Here is a 22,321-nt window from a genome sequence, read left to right as displayed (position 1 = left end):
CCCCCTATACGTGCACCCTCGCAGAGCTAACGCGGCACGGCAAGAAGCGCAGCGTCACATCACGTCAGCGCAGCTCCTCGGGCCAAGAGATGCGGAATGTTACGCCCTCAGCATCATAGTGGCGCAGCTCCGCAGTCGTCTCGTGGTCCCCCGCGCAGCGCCCCGTGCCTAGAACGATACCGTGCTTGAAGTGGCGCAGCATGCCGCGCTCGTTCAACCACATGTCCACCTGGGTGGGCCCCACATCGGTGATGAGGACTTCCTGGTAGTTGTTGCCCGCGCGGAAGTTCTGCCGCACGCGCGCCAGCCTCCGCTTGCGGTTCAGCAGCCGGAACACACCGAAGAGGGCGCGGCCCAACATCGTCTCGCTGTACCCTTCGATGTGCCGCTCGCCGAGCAGCCGGAAGGCCTCCGCATCTGGCTTCCCCGGGTGCAACGACTTCGCCGTCAGGCCCAGGCACCGCTCCCAGACCTCCACCGGGTAGGCTGGCAGCAGCCGCTTGTCCAGGTCCAACCCCGCCTGCCTCAACTGCTGCTTGAGCGCGGGCGTGATCTTGTTGCCAAGAGCCCGGACGAAAAGCCCCTCGACGGTCTGATCGAAAACGAGTCTCTCGTTCTTCATCATGGTGTTGCTTCCTTGCAGTGCCCAGACCCTTGGGTCAGGCCCCCTTAGGCACGCAGGCACCCCACCTGCCGCGTCACGGACGCAGATTAGCATGGGGCCACCTCGAGCGAGGGGTGGGTCTAGCCCGAGGAAGGGCCCATCCACAAGCGGTGAGCCCCCGCCACCACCGCGAAAGCCGCCCCCTGTTGCTCGAACGGCAACAGCTCCAGGCTGGCCCCGAAGGCCCGCAGCATCGACTGGGCAATCGTCAAGCCGAGCCCTGTGCCTCCTCGCTCGCGTGCCGTGGTGAAGAAGGCGTCGAAGACACGGACTCGGTTGGACTCGGAGATGCCCTTCCCATCATCGCGCACCACCACCCGTCCCCTCCCCTCACCCGCCATGTCGGCCTCCAGCCGTACGCGCACTCCCTCGCCCCCGTGCTGTGAGGCGTTGGTGATGAGCTGCCAGACGATGTCCTCCAGCACCTCGGCGGGCAGGCCCAGGGCGAGCCCCGCGGGCACGGCCCCTACCTCTACGGTCAACCCCTGGGCTCGGGCTCGCTCCGCCAGCGCCACCAAGAGGGGAGCCACCTCCGTCTGAGAGGGACGCGCCACCAGCGAGTCCGCGCGGGCCAGTTCCAGCAACCGCTGCACCAGCCGGGTGAGCCGCCGGGCATCCGCGTCGACATTGGAGAGAAAACGCTCGCGCTGCTCGGACGACATGCTGTCGGCACTGTCGCGCAGCAGCTCCACCGCCCCCTGGATGGAGGCCAGCGGCGTCTTGAACTCATGTGACACGTTGGCCGCGAAGGAGCGGATGTATTGGTTACGGTCCCTCAGCGCCGTGGCCATGCCGGCCAGGGACTCGGACAGCTCGGCCAGCTCCTCCACCACCGGACGCGCCACCGGCTCGAAGCCTTCGGGTGCGCTGGCGGCGATGGCCCGCGTCTGCCGCACCAGGGCTCTCACCGGACGGACCACCAACGCCGCCGCGGCCAGCGACATCAACGCCACCACCCCCAGCAGCACCAGCCCGGTAGCTGTGAGGTTCCATCGATCCGCATAGACCGCTTTGGCGAACGTCATGGGCGTGCGGGAGAGAACCACCGCGCCCCAGACCTTCTCCCCTACGAGCACTGGCAGCACCACCGTCACTCGCACTCCGGTATCGCGGCTCAGGGAGGCGAGCGGCGCGTCATCGGGATCGGCGAGGCGTCGGCGCAGAACGCTGCGGGGCTCGCCCCGCAGGGCGCGCTGGACCTCCTGGCGGGCCAGCAGCGTGGTCCCCAGACCCGAGGAGCTGCTGGCCACCACCACGCCCTGGGCGTCCACCACGCGAATGCCGGCCAGAGTGGAGCGCCGCACCTGGACGAGCAGCGGAGAGAGCTGCTCGCCGGCCTGCAGCGCACGAGGCTCTGCGGGGATGGCGGAGAGTGGTGGATCCTCCACCGCGGGCAGCGCGTCGTCCGAGGCCCGGAGCGAGGGAAGGATGGGCTGGAGCTGCGAGTCCGCGGGCGACGCGAAGGGCCAGGCGGCGACCCGGGTCAGGCCGTAGTCTTCCGTCCCGACCTTCTCGCGCAGCAGCTCACCGTAGACCGAGACGACTACGGTGCCCTGGGCGATGAGCTCGGTCTCCGTCTGGCGGATGAGCTGGTTGTCGTAGACGCGGACGAACACCAGGCCGAGCAGCGCGATCACGAGGGCGCCCAGCCCCACCGCCGCGAAGACCATCCACAAGCGCGGGCGGGCGCGCTGGCGGTCAGGGGATCGCGAGCCGGTAGCCAAGGCCATGCACCGTCTGGATGACTTCGCCCCCGGCCGAGGCGAACTTCTGCCGGATGTGCCGCACGTGGCTGTCGATGGTGCGGTCACTCACCACCACGTTTTCGTAGACGCGCGTCATCAGCTCATCGCGGGTGAAGGCCTTGCCGGGCGCGCGCAGGAGCGCGGCGAGCAGGTGGAACTCGGTAACCGTGAGCACCACCTCCTGGCCGTTCCAGTAGGCACGCCACAGGTCCAGGTCCATCCGCAGAGGTCCGCGCTGCAGCACCTGGGAGGACGAGGGCGCGGGGGCCGCGGGGCTCGCGTTGGCACGGGCCCGCCGCAGCACGGCCTTGATGCGCGCCACCAGCTCGCGCGGGCTGAAGGGCTTTGCGAGATAGTCATCGCCGCCCAGCTCCAGCCCGAGGATCCGGTCCACCTCGTCTTCCCGCGAGGAGAGGAACACGATGGGGACCTCATGAGTGCGGCGCACCTCGCGGCACATCTCCAGCCCGTCCATCTCAGGCATCATGATGTCCAGGACGATGAGCGCGGGCACGGAGCGACGCACCTGATCCAGGCCGGCGCGTCCGTTGGAGGCCTGCTCGACGTGAAAGCCCGCCTGCGAGAGGGCGAAGCTCACCACCTCGCGCAGGTGCGGATCATCATCGACCACCAGGATGGAAGGACGTTCGGTCACGGCACCCCGAAACGTATCACGGGTGGGACAAGGGGAGCCCCATGGTAGAGCCCCACCTCAATCCGGGAGACGGCCACGGAGTGGAGCGAGCGACACCCGAAGTCTGATTAGATGCGCGCGAAGTCTCCGGGTACGGCGTGCCGATGACCGGCGCCCCTCCGGGACATGGGGGCCTCGATGTCGATGAACCACGAGCCGGTGAGGAACGAGTACCTGGATCAGGTCCGCGAGCAGCAGCAGCGCCTCGAGGTGGACCTGAAGGCACGCAAGGCCGTGATGCCGATGGCTCAGGCGGCCCAGATGGCACCGAGAGCCGCTCGGGCCTTGGCCGCCCCCCCTCGCGAGATTCCGGGCAACGCCGTGGACGTGCGTATCACCGGCTTCTGGAGATGGAAGACGGTCGTAGTACCTCCCAATGCTTACGTCGTGCACACCCGCCGCGGCCACGCCCAGCCCCTGCACATCGGCCTGGGCGTCTCCTTCCGCTTCAACCCGGCAACGGACTCGTTCCTGGTCGTGCCCGGAGCCATGCAGACCATCCTCATCAACGCGCACAGCATCTGCCGCGAGCTGCAGGGCCTGCTGGTGCAGGGCTACGTGCAGTGGATCATCGAGGACTTCGCCACCGCGTACAAAAAGCTCGACTTCACGGACGCCGAGGACCCGATGCGGGTGGTGAACGTGCAGCTGCGCGAGCAAGCCGAGGCGGCCATCAAGGACAAGGTGGCCACCATGAGCATTGACGCGGTGCTCTCGGACAAGCAGCCGATCATCGAGGAGCTCACGGCGCGGCTGCGCCATGTGGCCGAGGGCGGTGGCGGCGGCGACAAGGGCCTGGGGCTGCGCATCGTCACGGTACAGATCAAGGAGGCGGTAGTGAGCTCGGCGCGGCTCTGGGAGAGCCTGCAGAAGCCCTTCCGGGCCGAGCGCGAGCGCGTGGCGCGGCTGGCCACGCTGGAGACGGAGGATGCCATCACCCACCGGGAGCAGGAGGTGGAGCAGCAGCGCGAGCGGACGCGGCTGGAGACCAACAGCGAGCTGGCGATGCTGCGCGGGCGCAAGGAAGCGGAGGCGTACGACCGGGAGCAGGCCGAGCGGCTGCGGCGGCAGCAGCGCGAGGAAGAGGACGCCCGGAAGCTGGCCGTCGATCGGCAGCAGTCCGCGCTCCAGGGAGCCGAGCTGGAGAAGGCACGACTGGCGGTGGAAGCGGACGTGGCGAAGCAGAAGCAGGAGGCAGAGGCCGCGCAGCGCAAGCGCGAGGCCCTGACGGCCATCGAGCTACAGGACCTGCAACGCACCGCGGCCAACCGGCAGAAGCAGGTGGAGCTGGAGCAGTTGGAGAGCCGCGAGCGCATCCTCAACGGGCTCAGCTCGGCCAACCTCCAGGCGCGGATGGTGGAGCTGCTGCCGTCCATCGCCGAGAAGATGCCTCAGCCCCAGGAGCTGCGCTCCGTCACCATCGGAGGGGGCGCGGGTGCGCAGGAGGGCCAGGCGCTGACCACGATGGTGGCGCAGATGATGGCGCTGGTGGGCGCGATGAAGCCCGAGGGCGAGCCGGCTGCTCCTGACAAGGCAGAGCGCCGGGAGGCATAAGACCCTGGATCCGTTACCGCGTCGCGTGCGCGTAGACCTGCCGGGAGAGGTCGGCGATGAGCGCGCGGGCCACCTTCTCGTCCGGGATGCCGCTGGTGAGCACCACGAGGATGTAGGGAGGACGGTTGGGCGGGTAGACGATGGCGGCGTCGTGGAGGACGCCAGAGATCTGCCCCGTCTTATGCGCCACGGGTGTGCCCGGCGGCAGTCCAGCGGGGATCTCCAGGTTCAGTTCCTGGGCCAGGAGGATGGTGCGCATGGCCTGCGTGGAGGCAGGTGACGCGGCCTTCCCCTGCTCGATGGCCGTCATCAGGGTAGCGAGGTCGCGCGCCGTCGCGGAGTTATTGAGGCCCTTCTGGTACGCCTTCCCGTCCTCCACACCGCGCAGCACGTTCATCTGTTGGGCTCCCAGCGAACGCAGGGTCTTCGTGACGCGCTTCGCGTCCACCAGGGCGATGACGGTGTTGGTCGCCAGATTGCTGGAGCGGGTGATCATCCGCTCGACGAGCTCGCGCGCCGGCACCGGCTTGCCGAGCCGCTCATAGAGGGAGGCGTCCTCGTCGTCCTTCGCATCCAGGGCATACGGCGAGCCATCCACGATGGAAGCGAACTGGTTGGCCAGAGGCAGCTGCTGGCCCAGGGACAGCTTGCCGGCATCTACCTGGCGGAAGAACTCAATCATCACCGGCACCTTCATGGTGCTGGCGGCATGGAAGGAACGATCGGCCTCCAGGTAGAGCGAGTCCTTGGGGTTGCCTAGGTGCTGATAGGCAACCGCCACGGTGGCGCCCTTCACCTGGGCGATGCGCTCCTGGAGGGAGGCGCGGAGGGGATCGGTGCCGGACGGCGTCGCGGCGAGGAAGACGAGGAGCGCGGTGGCGATCATGTGTGCAGGGGGGATGAAGGTCGAACGGCGAGCCCAGGCTATCCGAGGTTGGTCCTGTGGCTCAGCCCTCGAGTACCGTGGTGAGGGCTCGGTACTCCGGCCGGAGCATCCGCTCGGCCTCGGTGCCGGCGACGACCACCGGGAGCATTGCGCCCTCCAACCCCGCCTCGGCCGAGAGCTTCACGGCGATGGGAGCCATGACCTTCGCCTCGATAAGCCGCTTCAAGGGTCGGGCACCCAGCTTCGGGTCGTAACCGTGACGGGCCAGCCAGGCCCGTGCGTCCGGCTCCACAACCAGCCGCAGTCTGCGCCGCAGCAGTCCCGCCCGGGAGGCCGCCTTCTCCAACTCCAGGTCCACGATCCGCAGCACGTCCGCCTCCGACAGGCGGCGGAATGGGATGACGTGGTCGATGCGGTTGAACAGCTCCGGACGGAACGCCTGACGGATGGCGCGCAGGAAGTCCTCCGAGCCACGCTCAGCCCCAAAGCCCGCAGGCTCGGACTGCTCGACGCCGAGGTTGCTCGTCATGCAGACCACCGCCATCCGGAAGTCCACCAGCCGCCCGAGGCTGTCCGTGAGTCTCCCCTCCCCCAGGATGCCGAGCAGCAGATCGAACACCTCGGGGTGCGCCTTCTCGATCTCATCGAAGAGCACGAGCGACATCGGCTGCTGCCGCACCCGCTCGGCGAGGCTGGTGATGCCGGGACCCACCTCCATCAGCCGCTGGGCCGAGCCGGGCAACATGTACTCGGACATGTCGAGCCGGATCATCCGGTCCTCGTTGCCGAAGAGCGTGCGAGCGAGCTGCTTGGACAGCTCCGTCTTCCCCACGCCCGTGGGCCCGGCGAAGAGCAGCGTGCCCACCGGCTTCTCTGGATCATTGAGCCCCGCCTTGAACCGCGCCAACACGCCCGCGGCCAGCTCACAGGCGCGATCCTGGCCAATGACGCCCTGCCGCAGCTGCGCCGCGAGCATGGTCTGCTCTGCGGGAATCTCATCACTGATGAGTTGGAGCGGCAGTCCCGTGTAACGCGCGTAGGCCTCGGAGACGTCGCGTGGATAGAGCGTCCGGGCCTTGCCGCGCTCGCCCTGCTGCTCCAGCCAGTCGAGGAAGCGGAAGGCCTTCCCCGGGAACAAGCTGTCGCGCTGGAACGTCTCCAGGTGCCCGACGAGCTGCCGCAGCCCCAGGGAATGAATGCTCACGCGGCTGCGCTTCGCCGCCTGGTAGCGCACCATGAGCTCCGGCACCTGCGAGGCGGGGGGAGGCTCGATGCGGACGATACGGAAGGGCCGCAACGCCTCCGGAAGGCGCCGCTGGCAGCGCTCGAGCTCGGCCTCGGTGCACTCGGCGATGAGGGAGATCTCCCCGCTCATCGCCGCGGGAAGTAGCAAATCTCCGATGGACGAGCCGTCCGACTGGGGCGCGAGGATCGACGTGAGCCGGTCCACGTAGAGGTAGTCGTTCTCGTACGAGAGCGCATCCACGATCTTCAGGCAGCGCTCCTGCCACATGCCCAGGTACACCATGCCGGCGACGATCCGCTCGGCGCTGGTGCGCCAGATCTTCGGCAACTGGGCCTTTTTGTCCTCGCGCCGCAGCTCGGCGATCAGCCGCGCGAGCCTCAGCACCTGGCTCGTCTTGCCGGAGCCCGGGCCACCCACGAGCAGCAAGGACTGCGGTGGCTGACGCCGCACGGCGGCAATCCAGGACTGCATCGACTCAGCGTCGTAGACCAGCGTCGGCTGCCGCCCGCCCAGGGCCCGCGAGGTCAGCTCTTCGCTGATCTGCTCGAGCACCTCTGGAGGACGCTCCTCACCCGTGCCGCGCTGGGTATCCCGCTGCAGTCCGCCCGGATCCCAGCTGCACACGTACTCCGCGCCCTCATGGCGGAAGTCGTACAGCCCCTTGGGCTTCTCCCCGAGCAGCGCGGTGGTGAGAGCGTTCTGCAAGACCTCTCGTGCGATGGAGAGGTCCTCGATCACGAACGACCAGCCGAAGCGCGGCACCCTCACGCGCCAGGCGCCGCTCTCCAGCTTCCCGTAGACGTACGTCAGCTTCAGCGGGACCAACGCCTTGGCAATCACTGGCCGCTTCTTGTGCACCGTCTGCGGGTGGATCTCCACGCTGATGGTCCGCGCCTCCAGGGTCTCCTCCCAGAGGAAACGGTCGAGCGCGGCCGGGTCGTCGAGCAGCATCAACCGGCTCCGGGTCTCGAGCAGCGCGTAGACCTCCGCCTCGCTGTTGCCGTAAGCGGAGGGAGGGGGCTCATCGAAGAAGCTTTCCCAGACCGGCAGGAGCTGGCCCGTGAGCCGGCCGTCGTGGTGGGTCGTGAAGTAGACGCGAAGGCTCTTGTCGCTCATGGAGTCACCCGCTCGCTCATCCGCAACCGCCACAGGGCCGGCAGGGCCTCCGCAGGAGACCGCACGCGATGGCTGCCACTGTGAGTCAGCAGATAGTCATCGAGCTCCAGCACCGACACCGCGCCAGGACGGACCGGCGGCTCGAAACGATAGGCACGGACAACAGGGGCCGCAGACTCGGGATCCTCCGGGAGCGGGCGCACGCCCTCCTGGCGCGCCTTGTGGAAGGCCTGGAGCTTCGCGCTGTGCAGCGCAAGCAGCTCCGAGGGTGATGGCGCGTTCGCCTCGTGGATGCGGACCTTGACGATCTCCGGGAGCCGGCCCGAGGACTGCCAGACATGCAGCCCGGACTCCCCCTCGAAGAAAGGTCGCACGCCCGGACCCACCAGCTTGAGCGCAACATGCACCGGCTCCTGCATGGACGCATGGAGAAACTCCCGAAGCTGCCGGGCCCCACCGGACACCACGGCACCTCCGGGCAGGTGCGCGGCGAAGGACTCGATCTCCCCGCGCGAGTGGGCGTAGGCCGAGCAGAGCCAGCGAGAGAGCAGAGAGCCGGAGGATGCACCCTGGCGCCACTGGCCGAGCGGGAGCAGTTCCAACATGACCACGTGCTGATCGGCACTGGAGAGCCCGCGGAGGATGCGTTGCAGGAAGTACACCTCCGACAACGCATCGAGCATCTGCTCGCGGGAGACAACCTTCACGGGTTCGAGCGCGCGCCGGGAGAAGAGCCGGATGCGCGTCCCCTGGGACCAGCGGTCAGCGCCAATCCGTTCCACGCCGAAGCGCTCGGCCTCAATCATCTCCAGTTCTGCCTCCTCGGGGGCACGGGCGAAGGACTCGAGCTGCGCCTCGAACGATTCCAGGTACATGCGCATCGCATCGAGCGTGTAGAGCGATTCGGCATGCTCGCGCTCTCCCGCGCGCAGACGCTCGAGGTGGAAGCGGACCTGTTCGGACAGCGCACCCAGGGCCTCGCTCCCGCGCATCTGCTGGACCACCTCGCGCAGCTCGAGCATCTTCTCGCGCAGCCTCGCAATGGGGAGCGACAGCAGCGGCTCCAGCGCGAAGCCCTGTGCCACTGGCTCCCGAGGAATCAGCGCATCGGCCTGCACCTCGAAACGGCCATCACGGGTGTAGAGCTGGAACAACCGCATGAGGGCCTGGGGCCCCCGGATGATGGATTCGGAGAGAACCTGCCCGACCTTCTCCTCCAGGTAGCGCTTCAGCGGCCGAGCGCCCAGGTGCGCATCGAAGGACTCCTCGACGATGCGCCGCTTCACCGCCTCGTCGGCGGACACGAAGATGTTGCGCGAGACCAGACCTTGCCGCGACAACAGCCGCGCCAGCTCCTTCTCGACGACCTTCTCGCCCACCTCTCGTGATAGCGGGGAGAAGTGCACGATGCGATCGATGCGGTTGAAGAGCTCGGGCGGGAAGAACTCACGCACGGCTCGGTCGGCATCGAGCTCCAGGGAGCGCGCATCCGCTTCACCGATGCCCACCGCCGGCTTGCGCCGGGCGCCGAGGTTGCTCGTCATCACAATGACGGTGTGGGTGAAGTCCGCCGTCTCGCCCGAGGCGTCCGTCAGCCGGCCCTCGTCGAACGTCTGCAGCAGCAGGTTGAGCAGCGAGGAGTGTGCCTTCTCAATCTCATCGAGCAGCACGAGTGAGAAGGGCTGCTCGCGGATGAGGCGCGTCAGCCGCCCCTCCGGCTGCCAGGCATCGCCCGTGAGCCGCGCGACGGCATCCGGCGTCTGGAACTCGGCCATGTCCAGCCGGACCAGGCGCGACGCATCGCCATACAGATAGGTGGCCAGCGCGCGTGCAAGCTCCGTCTTCCCAGTGCCCGTGGGGCCGGTGAAGAGATAGACGCCATAGGGCCGCCGGGGGTCGGTAAGCCCTGCGTGGATGCGCGAGACGAGATCGCATGCCGCCCGCACCGCCTCTGGCTGCCCCATTACCTTGCGAGACAGGGCCTCGTGGACCTCCTCCGGCGCCAGCCGCTCCTGGGGGCGGAGAAGGAAGTCTGGCAGGCCCGTCCTGCGCGAGAGGTGCTCGAAGAGCTCGCCAACATCGATCTCCTTGCCCGGATGCCTCTGCTCGGTGGCCAGCTCGCGCAACAGATCGAGCGCCTTGCCCGGCAGCGCGGCCCCGGCAAAGAGCGAGCTGGCCTGTTCGAGCAGCACCGGGAAGAGCGGAGGTGACCAGGAGGTGTGGTGCTTGGACTCCAGCTCGCGCGCCTCGTGCAGCAGCATCCGGAGCGTCTCGTCCGTGCCGGTGGAACGCACGTGGAGCTGGGTGAAGAGCGCAGCGAAAGACGGAGCGTCGGACTCCAACCGCTGGAGCTGCTCCGGCGTCACCGTGCCGGCAAGCGTGATCTCGCCACGAGACAGCGCTCCCAGGAAGAAGAGCGCGAGGTTGGTGTCACTGTCTCGCGTACGGCCAATGCGGCCAAAGGCATGCAGATCCTCGACGAAGAGGATGCGGCGCCCTCCCCTCGCGTCCTCGAGCAGCTTGATGCAGCGCTGCTCCCAGTCGCCGACATAGCTCATGCCGGCGATGATCCGCTTGCCGGCGATGGACCAGACCTCGGTCACCTTGTCCAGGTTGCGATGGGTCTGGAAACCATCGACCTCGAGCTGCTCGGCCACGAAGCGCTTGAGCAGGGTCCGCTTGCCACAGCCGGGAGGCCCGACAAGCAGCACCGGTGTACGCCGCTCGCCACCGAGCAGGAGCTGAAGCTGCTCGCGATAAGGGCTGCGCGGCATCCCAATGTCGAGCGTGCCCTCCGCGGCCTGGAGGGTGAGGTTGGTGCCCAGCTTGTGCACCACCTGGGTGCCCCCGCTCGACTTCTTCTGCTTCTTCTTGCCCTGCCGGTCCTCGAGCTCCAGATCGTCCCAGGGGCCCTTCTTCTTGCCGAGCTGATCGAGCAGCGACTTCGGCCGGGCCATGAACGCGAGCGCCTTGAGGCTGTCCTTGCGGTTGGTACGCAGGGCCTCATGCTCGTGCGGATCCAGTGCGGCCCAGGCACGGGTGAAGAAGACCTTCGCCTGGTCCTCCAGACTGGCACTGGGATCGACCGGAAACCACTCGTTCTGGCGCGAGGGGTGGTAGGCGATGGTCATGGGCTCGTCGCGCGTGCGCCAGCGCGGCTCGAGGATGAGCGGAAAGAGGCCAGACAGCCGAGGCGTCTCGGTCCCAGCACGCACACGCTTGAAGTCCAGCTCGAGCTGGACCCGCTCCAGGCGGATGCCTCGGGGAAGCTGGAAGTACGACAGCTCCCGAACGGGCAGCTCGCCAATGATGCTCCGGAGGTCGTCCACGAGCTTCTGCTGGAGCTTGACCGTGCTCCGACCCTCGCGGCTGCGCGTATGGGGGCCGAGCGCAAGCGTGGTCCACCGGAAGCCCCCGGTGGCGTCACGGCTCTGGTAGACGGCGATGGTGAGGTTCATCGAGCCGTCCCCCTGAGCACGTCGAGCGGGAAGGAAAGACTCCCCTCCGGATCAAAGTTTCCGGTGCGTGCGAGGTAGAGGATGTGTTCGAGCAGGATCAACTCGAGCTCCTGGAAGTAGTCCCGGCCATCCAGTGGGAAGGTGTGTGCGCCCGCGAACAGCACGAGTCCGCCATCGGAGAGGAACTCACGTACAGCCGGCGCCAGACGGAACTCCTTGACGCGCAGTGGCGCTTGGGGAGCGATGGCCGGCAGCCCGAGTTCCTTCTGGAAGAGATGGGCAAACATCGCCACGGGTTTGATGTTGACCAGGACCGGCTCGTCCTTCTCCGTGAGGGGCAAGCGATGCGCCCCGGCCTCGAGCGCCAGGAAGGCTCCAGCATTGGTCCCACTGACCGAGAGCAGCACCTCCCGGAAGGTACGCGAGGGGGCGATGAGCGCCTTCCTCAGCTCCTCTGCATCGAGAAGCTTGTCGTCCCATCTGCGTGAACGGTCGCTGCTCTTGCTGGTGACAGCGACGCGGCCCATGACTGTCCAGCTACGCCGGGGAGCGTCCGCGAGCAGCGGGAGGATCCAGCGCTCAAGACCACGGGTCTCACCCGCCTCCTGGATGCTCAACGTGATCTCATCCCGCCGGGGCTGGAGCGCGAGCAGCACGGACGGCATCAGCCGGCGGATGGCCTGCAGCTGCTCGTGGGCATCATCCACGAAGGGGGCAGCATCCTGCTGCTCGAAGAGGGCCATCAGCGCCAGCTCCTCGGCGGCCAGGAGGGCCGAGCGCAACCGCCAGGCTTCGCTCCAGAGTGCCCCGAGCCGGCTGTGCTCGTGCTGGAGCTGGCCCAGCGAAGCGGCCTCGGGCCCTCGCATCTTCTTCTGCTCCCCCTGGGCGAGCTGAGCCACCAGGAAGTGGATCCGCTCGCCGACTTGTTCCACGGCCTCCAACCGGAAGATCCCGTCGATGGCCTGCCGCTGCCGCTGCATGTCGCGCACGAGGTCGAGCTGGTTGCGCGCCGACTTCGGGCTGCCCTTGGACAGCTCCACCGCGAGCCCCTCTGGAGGTGAGGAGATCTCCACACGTCCGCCTTGGGCCTCGGGTCCAGCGGAGGAGAGTGCGCGGGCGATGGGAACAACGAGCTGCTGGTCCAGATGCCTGCGCATGGCCCGGGCGCCATACGCCTCCTGGTAGCCGGAGATGGCAAGCGCGGTGATGATCTCAGGGGGGACGTCGAGCGAGATGCCGCGCTGCATCAGTCCGCGCCGATGCCGCAACCTGTCCACGCCAAGCCGCGCCACCTCCGCCGCCTGCTCGGGGGTGAGTGGATGGAAGGGAATGAGCTGGTCGATGCGGTTGACGAACTCGGGCCGGAAGTGCCGGTGCACCTCACGCAGGTAATAGGAGGTGTCATCCACCGAGGTGGCACCGATGCCCAGGGGAGCGCGGCGGTGCGCCACCCCGAGGTTGCTCGTCATGATGATGATGGCGTTGTGGAACCAGGCCGTCTGCCCCCGAGCATCGGTGAGCCGCCCTTCCCCGCAGACCTGCAGGAGCAGATCGAAGACGGCCGGGTGCGCCTTCTCAATCTCATCCAGCAGGAGCACGCAGAAGGGCTGCTGCCGGACGCGGCGTGTGAGCAGCCCCTCGCCCTGGCTGTTGCCTCGGATGAGCCGTTCGGCGGCCCAACCGTCCATGAACTCGCTCATGTCGAAGCGGAACATCCGATCCGGCGAGCCGAAGAGGAACGTGGCGAGCAGCCGCGCAAGCTCGGTCTTGCCGACGCCGGTGGGGCCCACGAAGAGGAAGGTGGCCAGCGGCTTGCCCTGGGGCTGGAGCCCCGCCTTGACCATGCACAGCGTCTCCACGACGCGGCGCACCGCCGCCTCCTGGCCGACGAGCTGGCGACGAAAGTGGGCCTCGACTTCGGCGGCGAGCAGCGTGCGATCCTCGCGCAGCAGGAACTCGGGGACGCCGGTCTTGAGGCTGAAGAGCGAGTACACGCGCTCGCGGGTGAGCATGGGAACCTGGCCCGTGCCCGTACGCTCCTGTTGCAGGCCCGCACGCATCTCTTCGTAGAGCCGCACCGCCTTGCCCGGAAGCGCTCGGCTCGGCAAGTAGCGCTCGGCCAGGTCCACGAGTGGATCCACCGCGTCCTCGGCCAGCGAGGACCGGGACGGCTCCGCCTTCTGCTGCCAGGCCGACCGAGTCCGGAGCACCTCGCGGGTCTGCCGTGTCCCCAGTGGCTCCAGGCGCACACGCCCGAGCACAGCGAAGAGGCCCGAGTGCCGGTTCTCGAGCAGATCCAACGCCTCGGGGGAGAGCTCACCCAGGAAGCGCACCCGGCCCTCCTCCAAGAAGGGCTTCATCGCGCCGGGGATGTCCACATGCTCCGTGGAGTGCTGCGCGAGCAGCTCACCAAGGTTCTCGAAATAGAGAACGGCGTCGAGGTCCTGAGCCGAGCGCATCACGCGCAGCACGCGCTCCTGCCACTGACCAAAGCCAGACATGCCGGCGATCAGCCGCGAGCCGCTCGTCGCGTACACCCGGCGCTCGCGGCCTGCCTTCCGCTCGGCGCGAATCCAGGCGTGGAGCAGCTCCGTCTTACCCACGAGCTCCGGACCGACGAGCAGCACCCCCTGCCGCTTCTCACCTCCGAGCAGGGCCGACAGCAGCGCGAGCTCGGTGTCCCGGGCGATGAGGGGCGGACCGTGCCGGACCTCGTCGCGATCGTGCAGCGGCGTGGAGACGGAGAGCAGCACCTGATGCGCCTGCTCCCGCTTGAGCTTCTCCTCCAGCTTCTTTTTCGCCTGCCGGGCCTTGTCGCTCGCGTCCTGACGGCGCAGCGCGAGCTGGATGGTCTCCAGTGTCACGGACTTCGGAGGCAACAGCCGCAGGTACTCATGGGCTCCTGGCTCCTGTGCGGCGAGCAGCCGTTCCACGTCCGCGCGCACCGTCTCCCGGACGTCCTGGTTCTTGCCGACAAAGACGGTGTGATCGATCGCTGGGACGAAGACCCAGGTCTCCTCCGGGAGCGGCACGACGATCGTAGCCAGCTCGACGGTGACGGGCTTGACGAACCGCTTGGGCAGATCGGCACGGGGCGCCAGGATCTCCAGCATCTCGAGCCGCACCTGCTCGGGGAAAGAGAAGCGGGCGAGCTCCTCGGGCTCCGCCTTGGACAGGTGCTCCTCGAGGAACAGGCGCTGCTCCCCCAGACAGGCCTCGAGGGTGGGCGCGTGGCTGGTCAGGGCTGGTGCGGCCACGGGGAACACCTGGTGGTCCCCATTCCAGAGCTGCTGACAGACGAGCGGAGTGGAGAACTCGAGGGTCCCGGGCGCGGCATCGGAAGGGGCCATGTACCCGGCATCCTATGCCGTCCTCCTCCGTAAAGGGATGGGGCGTGCCAATCCCGATGAGGTACGCTGGCGCCAGGAGACCACCGCACCATGGCGCATGTGAACCCGAGCATCTTCCAGTCCGCGATCGATCGGCGCTTGCACGACGAGCTGCTCGCCCATGAGGACATCCAGCGGGCAGTGCGGCGCGCGGAGAAGGATCCGGTCAGGTCCGGCTCGATCGCGAGGCGGAGGCAGCTGCTCTCCAACGCCTTCAGGCTGACGCGCGCGGTGGCCCCGGTGGTCCTGGATACACTGGCCGCCTGCAGGGAAATCCTGGGCCACAAGGAACCGGTGGAGGTGTTCGTTAGCTCGGAGCCGATGATCCGAGCCGCGGCGATTTACGCCCCGCCGGAGACGCCCGCCATCGTCCTGTCCTCGCGGCTCCTCGAGGTGTTCCAAGAGGCCGAGTTGCGCTTCATCCTCGGTCGCGAGCTCGGCCACCTCGCCTTCGAGCACTTCAACCTCCCCCTGCCGGCTACGGCCGTCGCCAGCGATGAATCCGGGAGGATCGTCCCCCACGCCGCGCTCCTCGGGCTGTACCGGTGGAACCGGGCGGCGGAGGCCAGCGCTGACCGGGCGGGACTGCTGTGCGCCAAGGAGCTCGAGGTCTCCGCGAATGTCCTGCTCAAACTGGCGAGCGGATGGACCTCTGGGTCCGTGAAATCCGAGCTACAGGCCGCGACGCGCCGGGTGAACGCGCTGCTGTCTGACCCGTCGGCTCGCCAGACTCCCTCCGAGGACGACGAAGCGCTCGGGAGCTTCCGAGCCCATCCTTTCAGCCCATGGCGGCTGCGTGCCCTCGTGGCCTTCTCCCAGACAAGGACTTTTCTGAGGATCGCGGGCCGCTACGCGAGCGAGGAAGGGCTGTCGGACGAGGATGCCGACACCCTCCTGGCGTGGGATCTCCGAGAGTTGGATCCTTCTTATCTGGACGAGGGCGCCGCGCACTCCGGGTTGATGAGGCGGGTCCTGACGATGGGAGAGCGCCTGCCCCTCCCCGAGGCCTCGCGGAGTGAATGGGGAGACGTGCTGGCCCAGGTGCGCCAGGCGGTGAGCCTGCCCGAGCGGGCCCGGCTGGTGCAGCACCTCGCACTGGTGAAGGCCCCGGACGGGAACGTGACCAACGAGAGCTTCCTGGAGTTGCAGCGGATGGCCGGAGCGCTGTCCGTGCCTTCGTGGCTCGTTGATGAGGCATTGCGCGGCGCCAGCAACCCATTGGGCTAATCTCTCACCCCCAAGATGCAAGGATTCCCAGCGCAACGCACAACACAAACATCAACAACCGCCTGTGCTTGCAGCAACAAAACACAATCAACAATCAGTTAAATGATTGTGTTTTATTGCCACAGACAAAGACAGTCAAAAAACAAAGAAATACATAGACAACAAAACCAAACACACGCACGCCAATTGCGATTGGCTTTGTCGCACAGCCATAATCACATACATGTATTTAATTGAGATTCTTGCATACAAAAGATGCCGATGTAGGCATGGCATATTCGAGCTTTTGGACGCGGTCGTGTCGCGAAATGTAGGCATGACATGCTCTAGCTGGAGCACGAGGTGTGCGCGGATGTAGGCACGATATCCGACCGCTCTCTGCATCTGCTGGAAGCTAGGTTCGAGCCATGAACGGCATGGCAGCGCCCGAGAGACTCCTGCAACCGGGTTGCCCCTGGTGGGACATGAGGGTCACTTGGGGCGAGCCAAACGTGAAGTGGTGCGAGGCCACGATGTGCGCCTGGGTGAACGAACCCGCGAATGCCTGGTCCAACCTGGCCTACCTGGCGGTTGCGCTGTGGTGTGCGTGGAGGTGGCGAGTCACGGGCAGCCGCGCCATGGCGCGATTCGCGTGGACGACGTTGCTCGTAGGAGCGTTCTCTTTCGCCTTCCACGCGACGAACAACTTCGCCACCCAGCTCCTGGATTTCGTGGGCATGTACGTGCTCGTCTTCCTGCTGGTGTCGTTAAACCTACACCGCGCAGGTTGGTTGCCGCGCGAGCGGGTGGGAGCGGTACACGCCGGGCTGACGGTGGGGTGCACCCTGCTCGTGCCGATGATGCGGCTCGCACAGGTGCCCTACCAGCTCGTGGTGCTGGGGGCGGTGCTGGTGATCGTGGGAACCGAGCTGCACCTATCTCGGAGGGCAGACCCGCGCGAGTCGTACCGGGACTTCTGGCTGGCGGTGGGACTGATGGCCGCGGCGGCGGCATGCTCGGTGGCGGATGTGACGCGGGTGTGGTGCGACCCGGACAATCACTGGTTGCAAGGACACGCGGCCTGGCATGGCCTGAGTGCGCTCGCGCTGCTGTTCACCGCGAGGCACCATGCCGCGCTCGAAGCCGGAGGACTCAGGCCTGCGCCCCCTCGTACGTGATGCGCAGACCCTGGTGGGTCACCGTGAGGAGTGGACGGCCAAACCACCCGCAGTGCTTGCAGACGCCGTGGGTACCGGCCGCGGAGACGCGCACAGGCAGATCCGCGCCACAGGCGGGGCAACCCTCGGGCAGCGTGTAATCGCGCGGCGACGCATGGGCGTGGGATACGTCGGTCATTGATCTGAGGTAACGCAGGGTGCGAGCCGCGCAACCCGGTGCCCGGAGCCACGGGGTCATGGCCCGGCGCATCATCTGATTGCCCGGCAGGTGTCCAGACACCCGCTCAGGCGCAGCGCCGTCTCAGTGCTCCCCATCCAGTGGCAACGTCACCCGCACGCGAAACGCATCGGAGCCCCCGGCGCTCGCGAGCGTCCGGCCGCACACGTGCAGAGGTGCATCGAACTGTCCCGAGAGCACTACCCCACCACGCGGTGACACCGCGATGGCATAGCCATACTCCGAGCTCGTCCCCCCGAAGCTTCGCGCCGCGAGCAGGTGGCCATCGCCGGAGAATGCGCCGAACCACACATCGCTCTTCCCCTGAGACCGTAGCGTCGTAGCTCCCACGGTGAGCGACTCCTTGAAGTGCCCGCTCACCCACGCACGCCCCTGGGCATCGAGCGAGACGCCGTGCGCCTGCACATCGCTCCGGGTCAGCCGCTGCTCCCACACGAGCGTTCCGTCCCCGGTGCGGCGAGACAGGAACGCATCGAAGCCCGCGGCGGCGAGCGGCGTCTGGCCACCGAAGTCAGTGCGCCACTGCAGCGGACCCACCGCCCAGAGCACGCGCCCAGAGCGTCTCATCAGAGGGACCAAAGCGCGTCACGAAGACATCGGTGCCTCCCGCGCTATGGATGGGGCCCGCGCCAAGATCGACCGTCTCGGAGAAGAAACCCGTGACAACACCCCCACCAGCGTCATCGAGCGCGAGCCCTTCTGAAGCACCATCGTCCCCAGGACCGCCCATACTCCGTACCTCGCACTGCTCGCTTATCGGTGGAGCGGATGAAATGGATTGAACTGACGCACACCCGGCGAGCACCGGGGCGAGCAGCCAGGGCTCGAGGCGCTGGGAAAAACCTCGTCCCAGCCGGAAGTAGGTCCAAGTACGTCGGAGGTGCGCTCGCACGGGGATTCTCCTTGAAAACTTTCGCCAGCACGGGAGTTTCTCGTATTCCTTTGAAAACTTCTATCCACACCGCAATCACTTTCATCAAATAGATTGAAGAAGAGGATTTGATTGTGGCCGCCCTCGTGGATCGCGAGTCTTGTTTTACGTCAAAGGTTCCGACACGAATTCGCGAGGCACCTCATGCAATCCAGCGCTCGTTGGTTGTTGCTATTGGTCCCTGGGCTGTTGTTTTTCTATACCTTGAGCGGAGCACCCCCTGAGGCCGAGGCAGCCCCCCGAGGTGGCGGTAATTGCAAGAGGTGCCCGCCAGATGCTGGCACTCCGGACGCGGGCACGGGCTACGACGCGGGTACTCCGGACGCGGGCTCCGGGGGCTCGGACGCTGGCACTCCGGACGCGGGGAGCGGCTCGGACGCCGGCACGCCTCCGCCCGCGAGCTGCCTCGGCCAGCCGCTGCTCGAGTCCCTCGGAAAGGACCATGTGCTCATCGGCGGGCAGACGGACAGCTCCGTGGCTGGGCTGGCGCCGTTCGACCTCCGCTACATCTACCTCGCCGGAGGCCTGTTCGACAGCGTGGAGCCGTGCAACTCGTGCAGCACGAGTTGCTCCGCCGCCGGGCAGTCCTGCTCCAACTCGAATCCCAATGGCTGCGGGTGGTGGGGATGCTGGCAGTGGGATCAGGTCGCTCCAGGGCAGTACCTGCGCGACTACTTCCAGCAGACCATCAACCTGGGGCAGATCCCGATGATCACCTATTACGAGATGCTCCACGCCAGTCGCGTGGCGGAAGGCTCGCAGGAGGTCGCCGCAGCGCAGAACGTCTCGATGATGCAGCGCTACTACAATGACTGGCGTTTCGTGTTGAAGCAGATTGGTACTTCCACCGCATTGCTTCACATTGAGCCAGACTTCTGGGCGTATGCGCAGCATGTGAATCCCAATCCTCACATGATTCCGGCGGCGGTCGCCTCGGCCAATCCCACGGACTGCGCGAACGTGGAGAACACCATCGCCGGCATGGGCCGCTGCATGATCGCCATGGTTCGCAAGTACGCCCCCAATGCCAAGGTGGGCCTGCATGCCTCGGCGTGGGCGACGAAGATTGACGCCATGATGAACAAGGACCCCTCGCTCGATGTGGAGGGCGAGGCCCGCAAGGTGGCCGACTTCCTCTTGGCGTGCGGTGGTGGCGCAGGGGACTTCGTCGTGGTGGAGACGAGCGACCGCGACGCCCAGTACTACCAGGTGCGCCTGGGACGGAACAGTTGGTGGGACACGACCAACACCACGCTCCCCCACTTCCGCCAGGCCTTCCGGTTCGCCAAGGCGCTCTCGGAGCGGATGGGCCGGCCCAACCTGTGGTGGCAGATCCCCGTGGGCAACATGTCGATGCCTGGCTACGACCAGCACTGGAAGGACAACCGTCTGGACTACTTCTTCGACCACCCGCAGGAGGTGGCCGCCGCTCACGGCATCGGCATGATCTTCGGTGCTGGCGAGCAAGCCCAGACGACCCCCTCCACCGACAACGGGAACCTGCTGCTGCGCACGAACGATTACTTCCTCACCGGCGGGCAACGTGCCTGCCTCAACGCCAACACGCCCTGAGGGGCTCGGCGGGCGTCAGGCCGTGCACCCCTGACGCTCGCGCTTGACATCCGCTCCCGGTCCGGGCGTGGGTAGGGGCCATGGATGAAACTCCGCCGTCCTCGCTCCCCTACCCCACGAGCCTGTGTCACCGCTGCGCGGCACCGCCGAAGTATGTGCGGACCAAAACCTCCACGTTCATCCTCTGCCCGCTGCTGCCGCAGAAGTATCCGCCTCAACCGGTGCTCAGGTGCCCCCTCTTCCGGCCGAAGTCCCCAGGGCCGGAAGAGAAGTAGTGCCCCCGAATGCTCAGCCGAAATGCTGTAGCTCGCGCGAGAGCTGGGTCTCCAGGTCTCGAATGTTGCGGTACACGAGGCAGCGGTAGGCCGCGACGTCGAACTTGAGCTCCTTGAGGTCGCGGACGAGCAGAATCGTCGGCCGCCCCTTACCCCACGCGTAGCCGACCTCCAGGTACACGTTCGGGTTGGCCATGGAGAGGTCGGCGATGACCACCTTCGCGGTGTCGATGCGCTCTTTGATGCGCTGGATGATGGCGCCCTCGAACACGACCTGATCCACGCGCTCGCACAGCAGGCCCGCGCCCTTCACGGGGCTCAGGATGCCGTAGTGATAGACATCCTCCATCTCAGGAGCGAAGGGCATTGCGACGAAGGCGTGCGGCTTGGCCAGTGACTGTGCTCCGGCCGTGGCCAGCGGCGGCGCCTGGACGACCTGGCTCATGCGCTTGACGCGGAAGCCCCAGCCACTCGGCAGGGGCTCCACCCCCGGGCTCTTCCCGAGTCCCCGCTCCAAAGCCCTGCGGAGCCGCTCCGCGCGCCGCTGGTGCAGCTCCACCACGGTGATGCGCTCCAGGCCTTCCGGCCCTGCCCCCCTCATGAAGGACTCGACGAGGCCTCCGACGAGCGCGAGCGCCGCCTCGTCCTCATCCAGGCCGTAGTTGGGGCCATGGATCGTGCAGGCGATGTGGCGGATGCCCGGGCGCGACTCGAGCGCCTTGAGAGCCCGGTCCGCGAACTGGCGGATCTCGTGGTAGCCGAAGTGCCCCAGCCTCACGGTCCCCAGGAAGAGGGCCAGGGGCGCGGCGATGGCACCATTCGTGTCGACGAAGGCATGCGCTCCGACGGGCACGGACAACCGTGCCATCGAGACGCCCACGCCCTCGAGCCGATTTGCCACGGCCTGATCCGCGCCGTAGAAGCTCTGGGCGTGTTTGAGCAGCACCACGTCCGCACGCGTGGCGGTGATGTCTCCGGCTTCGAGGACGACGTCGAGGGCAGCGCTCATCGGGATGGACTGTCGCACGGGAGGAGTCAGGCCCGCCATCGGGGGCGGTGCAAAGGAGTGGTCAGGCCGGAGCGACCTCGACCGCGCCCCCTGGTTCCACCGTCACTCGCACCGGCAGGAAGTGCTCGATGAGCCACGCGTGCGTGGTGAGGTGTTCCGTCACCCGCGCCGTCGTGTAGCGCGTCGTCCCCGGCGAGGCCGGGCCCAGCTTCCCCGCCGCCAGCAGCGCCGCCGGCAGGAGGATCTGATCCCCGAGGTGCTCATCCAGCGCGCCCCCGCTCTCCATGAAGCGAGCCACCTCCTCCGCCGCCTCGCGCCCTACGTCCTCCGCCGGGCGCCCCCGCTTACCCAGGGCAGTGAAGCCGGCGATCGTGTGCTCGAACTGCGCCAGGATGAACGTCACCGTGCCCACCGAGTGCGTCGTCGGCAGCGGCCGGTTCTCCGCGTGGCTGTAGATGCCCCGCTCGCGCAGCGCCGCCACCGCCTCCTTGGACTGCCGCTCCGCGATGCCGAAGGGCAGCCCCCCCACGAACGAGCCCACCGAGATGTCCCGCAGCGTCCCGCGCGCCGGCAGCTCCACCCGGCTCGGAGGGTCGCGCACCGGCTCCACCTCGGCGATGAACTCCCCCGCTCCCTGCGGGTAGAAGCCCGCCTGTACCAGCCGCAGCGAGGCGTTCAGCCCGTAGGCCTTCGCCACCGGCAGCCACACGCCCACCACGTAGTGGTAGCTGGGGCTGTGAGGCAGGTGCGTCCCCCCGCGCAAGGTGAGCGAGCCGCCCCCCGCCAGCGCCAGCGGATAGAAGAGGCACTGGAAGAGCAAGGGCGTGCTGCCCGCCGTCCCTACCTCCAGCACGTAGTCGCCCGGACGCACCGGCCCCGGCTCGAAAAGCAGCTCCGACGCCCCTACCGCCGCGCCCTCGCTCTGGCCCCCACTGATGGCCTCCGCCCCCCGCACGCAGGCGAGATGCTGCGGCCTCAGCCCCGTTGGCTGGCGGTGGGCCCTCACGTTCTTCATGTGGAAGGGCCTCCCGGTGATGAGCGACAGCGAGAGCGCCGAGCGGAGGATCTGTCCTCCCCCCTCGCCCTCGCTCCCGTCGATCTCCACCGGTCCATCCTGGCGGTCGGCGCCTGCCATGCCCCTTCCCCTCCGAAGAAGTCCA

The 22,321-nt window shown here is 67.4% G+C and carries 15 protein-coding genes; 4 read left to right on the top strand and 11 right to left on the bottom strand.

Going from position 1 to position 22,321, the window contains the following annotated elements; translation table 11 throughout:
• Positions 1 to 64: 64 nt before the first annotated feature.
• The 3 genes from OV287_RS26850 to OV287_RS26840 all read right to left on the bottom strand — a co-directional run bounded on the left by OV287_RS26850 (position 65) and on the right by OV287_RS26840 (position 3,064).
• Positions 65 to 625, bottom strand: a complete 561-nt coding sequence (locus tag OV287_RS26850; protein WP_267536895.1) for a DUF2378 family protein — start codon at positions 623 to 625, stop codon at positions 65 to 67.
• A 119-nt stretch (positions 626 to 744) separates the two neighbouring features.
• Positions 745 to 2,394 (bottom strand): sensor histidine kinase, encoded by a 1,650-nt coding sequence (locus OV287_RS26845; protein WP_267536894.1) that lies wholly within the window; start codon positions 2,392 to 2,394, stop codon positions 745 to 747.
• Entirely contained in the window at positions 2,363 to 3,064 is a 702-nt protein-coding gene (locus tag OV287_RS26840; RefSeq protein ID WP_267536893.1) for a response regulator transcription factor, read from the bottom strand. The genes OV287_RS26845 and OV287_RS26840 overlap by 32 nt, the downstream gene beginning before the upstream one ends.
• Before the next feature lie 177 nt (positions 3,065 to 3,241).
• Here OV287_RS26840 and OV287_RS26835 point away from each other — a divergent pair, with 177 nt between their 5' ends.
• Positions 3,242 to 4,657: an SPFH domain-containing protein gene (locus tag OV287_RS26835; RefSeq protein ID WP_267536892.1), complete on the top strand. Its 1,416-nt coding sequence runs from the start codon at positions 3,242 to 3,244 to the stop codon at positions 4,655 to 4,657.
• A 13-nt stretch (positions 4,658 to 4,670) separates the two neighbouring features.
• On the opposite strand, the gene OV287_RS26830 is transcribed toward OV287_RS26835, so the two are convergent.
• The 4 genes from OV287_RS26830 to OV287_RS26815 form a co-directional block, all read right to left on the bottom strand.
• Positions 4,671 to 5,543 (bottom strand): serine hydrolase, encoded by an 873-nt coding sequence (locus OV287_RS26830; protein ID WP_267536891.1) that lies wholly within the window; start codon positions 5,541 to 5,543, stop codon positions 4,671 to 4,673.
• A 61-nt stretch (positions 5,544 to 5,604) separates the two neighbouring features.
• Positions 5,605 to 7,905 carry an AAA family ATPase gene (locus tag OV287_RS26825; protein WP_267536890.1) on the bottom strand — a complete coding sequence of 767 codons (2,301 nt, stop codon included), beginning with the start codon at positions 7,903 to 7,905 and terminating at the stop codon, positions 5,605 to 5,607.
• Positions 7,902 to 11,363, bottom strand: coding sequence for an AAA family ATPase (locus OV287_RS26820; RefSeq protein WP_267536889.1), 3,462 nt, complete (start codon positions 11,361 to 11,363; stop codon positions 7,902 to 7,904). The genes OV287_RS26825 and OV287_RS26820 overlap by 4 nt, the downstream gene beginning before the upstream one ends.
• Positions 11,360 to 14,713 carry an AAA family ATPase gene (locus OV287_RS26815; protein ID WP_267536888.1) on the bottom strand — a complete coding sequence of 1,118 codons (3,354 nt, stop codon included), beginning with the start codon at positions 14,711 to 14,713 and terminating at the stop codon, positions 11,360 to 11,362. The genes OV287_RS26820 and OV287_RS26815 overlap by 4 nt, the downstream gene beginning before the upstream one ends.
• Positions 14,714 to 14,803: 90 nt before the next feature.
• On the opposite strand from OV287_RS26815, the gene OV287_RS26810 reads away from it, so the two are divergent.
• Together OV287_RS26810 and OV287_RS26805 are read left to right on the top strand one after the other, a co-directional pair.
• On the top strand, positions 14,804 to 15,979 hold the full coding sequence (locus OV287_RS26810) for a M48 family metallopeptidase (protein ID WP_267536887.1): 1,176 nt from the start codon (positions 14,804 to 14,806) through the stop codon (positions 15,977 to 15,979).
• Between the two features lie 464 nt (positions 15,980 to 16,443).
• Positions 16,444 to 17,136 (top strand): ceramidase domain-containing protein, encoded by a 693-nt coding sequence (locus OV287_RS26805; RefSeq protein WP_267536886.1) that lies wholly within the window; start codon positions 16,444 to 16,446, stop codon positions 17,134 to 17,136.
• On the opposite strand, the gene OV287_RS26800 is transcribed toward OV287_RS26805, so the two are convergent.
• Together OV287_RS26800 and OV287_RS26795 are read right to left on the bottom strand one after the other, a co-directional pair.
• Positions 17,111 to 17,314: a hypothetical protein gene (locus OV287_RS26800; RefSeq protein WP_267536885.1), complete on the bottom strand. Its 204-nt coding sequence runs from the start codon at positions 17,312 to 17,314 to the stop codon at positions 17,111 to 17,113. The genes OV287_RS26805 and OV287_RS26800 overlap by 26 nt on opposite strands.
• A 123-nt stretch (positions 17,315 to 17,437) precedes the next feature.
• Positions 17,438 to 17,941 carry a hypothetical protein gene (locus tag OV287_RS26795; protein ID WP_267536884.1) on the bottom strand — a complete coding sequence of 168 codons (504 nt, stop codon included), beginning with the start codon at positions 17,939 to 17,941 and terminating at the stop codon, positions 17,438 to 17,440.
• Positions 17,942 to 18,449: 508 nt separating this feature from the next.
• Between OV287_RS26795 and OV287_RS26790 the strand changes: the two genes are divergently transcribed.
• Complete coding sequence (locus OV287_RS26790; RefSeq protein ID WP_267536883.1) at positions 18,450 to 19,877, top strand: hypothetical protein; 1,428 nt, start codon at positions 18,450 to 18,452, stop codon at positions 19,875 to 19,877.
• 288 nt (positions 19,878 to 20,165) lie between these two features.
• Here OV287_RS26790 and OV287_RS26785 read toward each other — a convergent pair whose 3' ends face one another.
• Positions 20,166 to 21,179: a TIR domain-containing protein gene (locus tag OV287_RS26785; protein WP_267536882.1), complete on the bottom strand. Its 1,014-nt coding sequence runs from the start codon at positions 21,177 to 21,179 to the stop codon at positions 20,166 to 20,168.
• Between the two features lie 43 nt (positions 21,180 to 21,222).
• Positions 21,223 to 22,296, bottom strand: coding sequence for an RNA 3'-terminal phosphate cyclase (gene rtcA / locus OV287_RS26780; RefSeq protein ID WP_267536881.1), 1,074 nt, complete (start codon positions 22,294 to 22,296; stop codon positions 21,223 to 21,225).
• Positions 22,297 to 22,321 lie beyond the last annotated feature (25 nt).

It is taken from the genome of Archangium lansingense (genome assembly GCF_026626635.1).
Lineage (GTDB): Bacteria > Myxococcota > Myxococcia > Myxococcales > Myxococcaceae > Archangium > Archangium lansingense.
The sequence above is the reverse complement of the archived record's forward strand: the minus strand, read 5'-3'. Positions and strand labels throughout refer to the sequence as shown.